Origin of the sequence: Microcoleus sp. Pol7_B2 (assembly GCF_036701035.1) — a bacterium.
Classification (GTDB): Bacteria; Cyanobacteriota; Cyanobacteriia; order Cyanobacteriales; family Microcoleaceae; genus Microcoleus.
Map to the genome: position 1 here is coordinate 3,147 of NZ_JAUBQB010000135.1, position 5,860 is coordinate 9,006.

3 protein-coding genes are annotated in these 5,860 nt (G+C 45.6%); 2 read left to right on the forward strand and 1 reads right to left on the reverse strand.

The window, feature by feature from the left end; all coding sequences use genetic code 11:
• A partial coding sequence (locus QUA57_RS27515; protein WP_333251487.1) for a Calx-beta domain-containing protein occupies positions 1–2,320 on the forward strand: 2,320 nt, incomplete at its 5' end.
• 357 nt (positions 2,321–2,677) lie between these two features.
• Here the strand turns inward: QUA57_RS27515 and QUA57_RS27520 are convergent.
• Positions 2,678–4,294 (reverse strand): Ppx/GppA phosphatase family protein, encoded by a 1,617-nt coding sequence (locus QUA57_RS27520; protein WP_333064923.1) that lies wholly within the window; start codon positions 4,292–4,294, stop codon positions 2,678–2,680.
• Positions 4,295–4,504: 210 nt separating this feature from the next.
• Between QUA57_RS27520 and QUA57_RS27525 the strand changes: the two genes are divergently transcribed.
• Positions 4,505–5,389 (forward strand): 4-hydroxybenzoate solanesyltransferase, encoded by an 885-nt coding sequence (locus QUA57_RS27525; protein WP_333064924.1) that lies wholly within the window; start codon positions 4,505–4,507, stop codon positions 5,387–5,389.
• Positions 5,390–5,860: the final 471 nt, after the last annotated feature.

Genomic DNA, 5,860 nt, shown 5'->3' on the forward strand with positions numbered 1-5,860 from the left:
TGGTTCCGATAGTTTTACTTACACTGTCAGCGATGGGGCTTTTACTTCACCAGCCATTTTAGCAAATATTAATGTCAACATTCCCGGTAAATTTAACTTCAGCAACGCCAACTACAGCGCTAATGAAAACGGTCAGTTTGCCACAATTACCGTTACTCGCACTGATGCTACTAATGTGGCTGCGGCTGTCAGTTACAGTACGAGTAATGGAACAGCTAATGCTGGTAATGACTATAACCAAACATCGGGAACGTTAAATTTTGGCATTGGCGAAACTGCTCAAACTTTCACGATTCCCATTGTTGATGATTCAGAGATAGAAGAGGATGAAACTGTTAACTTAACTCTGAACAATCCCACTAATGGAGCAGATTTAGGAGCGATTTATAGTGCTATTTTGACTATTGTAGATACAACTCCGACTCCGACGCCAATTCCTGCGGAAACTCCAATTTCGACACCGACGCCAATTCCGACGCCGACGCCTGCGGAAACTCCAATTCCCACACCGACGCCAATTCCGACGCCTGCGGAAACTCCAATTCCCACACCGACGCCAATTCCGACGCCTGCGGAAACTCCAATTCCCACACCGACGCCAATTCCCACACCGACGCCAATTCCTGCGGAAACTCCAATTCCGACGCCGACGCCTGCGGAAACTCCAATTCCCACACCGACGCCAATTCCTGCGGAGACTCCAATTCCCACACCGACGCCAATTCCTGCGGAAACTCCGACGCCTGCGGAAACTCCGACACCAATCCCGACGCCGACGCCAATTCCTGCGGAAACTCCAATTCCGACGCCGACGCCAATTCCTACGGAAACTCCAATTCCGACGCCGACTCCTGCTGAAATTCCAATTCCCACACCGACGCCAATTCCTGCGGAAACTCCAATTCCCACACCGACGCCAATTCCTGCGGAAACTCCAATTCCGACGCCAATTCCTGCGGAAACTCCAATTCCGACGCCAATTCCTGCGAAAACTCCGACCCCTGCGGAAACTCCGACACCAATTCCGACGCCAATTCCGATATCTGCGGAAACTCCAATTCCGACGGCTAAACCTGGGCAAACGCCGATCGCCAATCAGAATTCGATTGCCCCAACCACATCTCCAACAACCGAAACCCCCACACCTGCGCTAATTCCTGCAGCTTCGGAAGACTGTATGTGCGATCGAATCACTTTACCCGATCGCACTTCCATTGCCGGCCCGAATATCCCTGAAAATATCCTCAACGGTACTGACGGTAAAGATACTCTAACCGGCAGCGATATTAATGACATCATCAACGGTTTCAACGGCAGCGACTGGCTAAATGGTTTTGTCGGCAGCGACAATATTTACGGTGGCCTTGCTAGCCCAGTTACTGTTGGCGCGGATGCAGACAGCGACACCATATTTGGCAACGAAAATAACGACTATCTCCTCGGCCACGCTGGGAATGACATTATTTATGGGGGTAAAGATCATGATGTGGCGATCGCAGGCAAAGATAATGACGTAGTTTGGGGCGACAAAGGCAACGATACCCTACTTGGCGATGAAGGTAATGACAGTTTATTTGGCGACACTTCTGAGGCGCCTGACGGTGACTTGACAGGAAAAGATTTGCTTTTTGGCAATAACGGCAACGACGTTTTGTACGGACAAGAAAGCGAAGATACTCTAAGTGGCGGCGAAGACAATGATACCTTACACGGCGGCAAAGATAACGATATAATTTGCGGCGATTCTGGCAATGATTTGCTTTTTGGAGATTTGGGAAATGACACCATCTGCGGTGGCGATGGCGAGGATACGATTTTCGGAGATATTGACAATATCGCTACGGAAGCTAGCAGTCAACAAGATTATTTGTGCGGTGGCACCGGCAATGATTTAATTTTTGGTAATCAAGATGCCGATCAATTGTGTGGCGGTGACGGTAGCGATACTCTGTACGGCGGTAAGGGTGATGATACTTTTATTGGGGGAATTGGCGACGACTGGTTGATGGGAGACTTCGGAAACGATACGCTGCAAGGGGGAAGCGGGCGCGATTACTTTTTCTTGACTGCGGGAGAAGGCCAGGATGTAATCGCTGATTTTACGCAAGGTGAAGATTTATTAATTTTAATGGGAGGGTTAACGGTCGATCGACTCAGCATACTTCAAGAAAACACTACAACTTTTATCAAAATTGCCAATACCGATCAAATCTTAGCTAGCCTCAAGGGCGTGCCAGCTAATCTGATCACTCAACAGGATTTTACAGTAACCGGGCTACCTGGTTTGCAGATAATATCGAATCCGGTTGTATCACAATGATCGCTAATATCATGTCCGATCGATTAACTATAATATCATGGTCGGGGTGGGTTGGTGAGATTGTCAATTATTGGCAGGTATTGTTGGTGAGGGGAACCCCTAAAAAAATCGCGATCGCTCGACCGGATATGATATGAGACACTACTTAAATCTTTCGTATAGCGTCAGCAAATAGTCATATCGCATTGATTTATCCTCTCTAAAATTAATCTAGCCTGCCTTCAGAAGGTAGGCTAGGGCGATCGGGAGGAGTATAGAGTCAAACACAATATTGGTACTAGACTTGGGGTTAAGTTGAAACTGTAGGGTGCGTACTTCGCACCCTACAGTCTCTCATTTCCAGGCTCGGCTTTGTATTTAAACCGGAACCAGAGTCGGTTCCAAAGTTGCCACTAATTTGAGATTGTACTCATATTCAAAACACGGCTTTTTATAATCCAAACTCCACAATTCTAGAGCGCAATTGTCTTCGGGATTGAGCGGTTGTAGGCGCAAGTGAAACTCTCTAACTTCCGGGCGATATTCGCATTTAAAATCAGAAATTGCGCCTATTTGCCGCCTATCTAAAGCCACAGCTAACCGCAGAAAAGGATGCAATTTATTGACGAATTCTCGGTATTTTTTCGGAAGAGCAATAAAGTTTTCGTGCTTCTTTTTGGGAGGATTTTTCCGGTGATAGCGAGCCAAATTGGCAATTACTTCAATCTCTGTTTCAGTGTAGCCCAATAACTCACCATTGCGAATTAAATAGTAAGAATGCTTGTGGTGCGCTGAATGACTGACGTACAAACCGCAGTTGTGCAGAATTGCGGCAGCCCACAGCAACTCGCGTTCTTCACTTCCCCAGTTGTGTAGAATTCCTTGAGTTTGGTCGAAGAAGTTGAGAGTAAATGCTGCGGTTCTTTCGCTTTGTTCTAAATTGACTTGATATTTCTCAGCCATGTGGTGAATGCTGCGCTGGCGGATTGAACCTTGATAGCGTAAGCGGTTTTCAATTAAACCGTGCGCCAGCATCCAGTCAACAATTACGCCTTCTCTCAGAGATCGATCGCAAACAGTCAGCGATTCAATTCCTAATAGTATCATAGCTTCCTGCAAAATCAAAGCGCCTGCCAGAATAATTTCCGCCCGCTTGTCCGACATTCCCGGAATTGCCAACCTTTCGGCATAAGAAAGTTTGCGAAAGCGATTGACTAAATCGCGCAAATCTTTTAAACTTAACTGATATCCGGCTAGGGGACTCGGCACTGTTCCCCACTTTTCGCGAGCATTAATTGCCGCTAGAGTTTCGATGGTTCCAGCAGTGCCAATCAAGCGCAAAGGTTCGCCCTCATGGAATTGAGATCGCAATTCGTCGATCGGTCTTTCTAGCGAAATCCGAATATAAGCTTGCAAATAAGCAAACTCCTCCCTGCTAATCGGGTCAGTTTTGACAAATTGTCCTGTTAAGCGAACAGCACCAATTTTTGTACTGGTGAGACACCGAGGCTCAGAACTGTCTCCTAAAATCAACTCCGTAGAACCGCCCCCAATATCAATAATCACCTGCGACTGATTGTTAAACTCCATACCCGAAAGAACGCCGAGATAAATTCTCCGCGCTTCTTCCTGACCGGAAATTAAACTCACATTCAGGTCTAATTCTTCAGCAACTTGTTTGAGAAAATCCCGCCCGTTAGGGGCTTCCCGAACTGCACTCGTAGCCACAGCGATAATTTGTTCGGCATTGAAAGTTTTAGCAATATCTTGAAAACGGCGCAGAGTGGCGATCGCCCTTTCCATAACCTCGGACTTCAAACACCCTGTCTTAACCTCACAATCGCCCAACCGAACCGTATCTTTTTCTCTAGCAATAATCGTAAACGCGGGTAATTTCGGATCGATGCGCGCCACCACCATGTGAAACGAGTTAGTACCCATATCAATAGCAGCAATAATGCGATTTGACTCCGCAGAAGGAAGTGAATTAACCATTGGAGTATCGGGGTTGACAGATATTTATGATTATTTCACGAATCCAGTGAGGCATTCTATTAAATTAGCAAAAATTTGGAATTGCTGACTGCTCAAGACTTTTACCTGTTTTAAATTTCGGCAGAAGTGCGATCGCCAGCAGAGATAGTAAGTGATTGTGCCTAAAATTTGATAAAATCTAGAGTTAAAAATATCAAATCTAGAATTGAAATGCTTAAAGAGCCCGATCGCCAACCCGAATCCACATTGCTAACTGTCGTGAGGCTTTTGAGATGGGACAAACCAGCAGGAAGGCTGATTTTAATGATTCCAGCCCTCTGGGCAGTCTTTTTAGCAGCAGACGGGAGGCCGCCCGCAGCATTGGTGGGCGTGATTGTGTTGGGTACCTTAGCCACGAGTGCGGCGGGATGCGTCATCAACGACTTGTGGGATCGCGATATCGATCCCGAAGTAGAAAGAACGCGATCGCGCCCGCTAGCATCCCGCGCCCTCACCGTGCAAACAGGAATAGGAGTTGCATTAATTTCCTTTGCTTGCGCGGCGATTCTCGCTTTTTATCTCAATCCTTTAAGCTTCTGGCTGTGCGTCGCCGCCGTACCAGTAATTATCTGCTATCCGCTGGCCAAAAGATTCTTTCCAGTGCCGCAATTAGTGTTATCAATTGCCTGGGGTTTTGCAGTTTTAATTAGTTGGAGCGCTGCCGTTGACGAATTAGAATTAGCAACTTGGCTTCTGTGGGGTGCAGTCGTGTTTTGGACGATGGGATTTGATACAGTTTATGCGATGAGCGATCGGGAAGACGATTTGCGTTTGGGGGTGAATTCCAGCGCGATATTTTTCGGGGACAATGCTGCTAATGCTGTGGGTTTTTTCTTTGTTGGTACTGTCGGTTTGTTAGCAGCAATGGGAATTGATCTGCACTTGCACATTGGTTTTTGGATGGCAATTAGTGCGGCGGCTATTTTGTGGTTTTTGCAGTACAGTCAACTGAAGAAAGCGGATCTTCCTAAGCTTGTTTACGGTCAAATTTTTCGCCAAAATGTTTGGGTGGGGTTTGTCATATTGGCGGGGATGATTGTTGGGGAGATTTTTTAGTTTTTTGTATGGCTTTTCCTGCAGGAAACGGGTATGAAACTCCAATGATTGAATTTTGACAGAAGAACTTCCATTGATTTAAGCCTCAAAGCCTGTGTCTCTCTGCTTTGTATCGAAGTCTCCAACGGCTGCACATCCCCGAAAAAAGGGGGACGAGCGATCGCTTATTCCCCCTTTTTCACGATTATTATACAGAAATATACTGAGTTCAATATACTTAGCTATCAATCCAATTAAATTAAATTCTTTACATAAATTAATGAGATCCAGGCTTCTAAAAACTGATATTTTTTTGTTACACAAAATTATACTCAATTATACTAAATATTGCTGAATAAAAATAAATACAAACCGATTGTGACAGGTGAGGCTGTGGCATCTGGCTAAGAAAGATCTATAGTCATTTCAAATAAATGTGAGACAGAGGTAAGATCATGATAAAATCGATAAAAATAGTTAATTAGAAAAAAA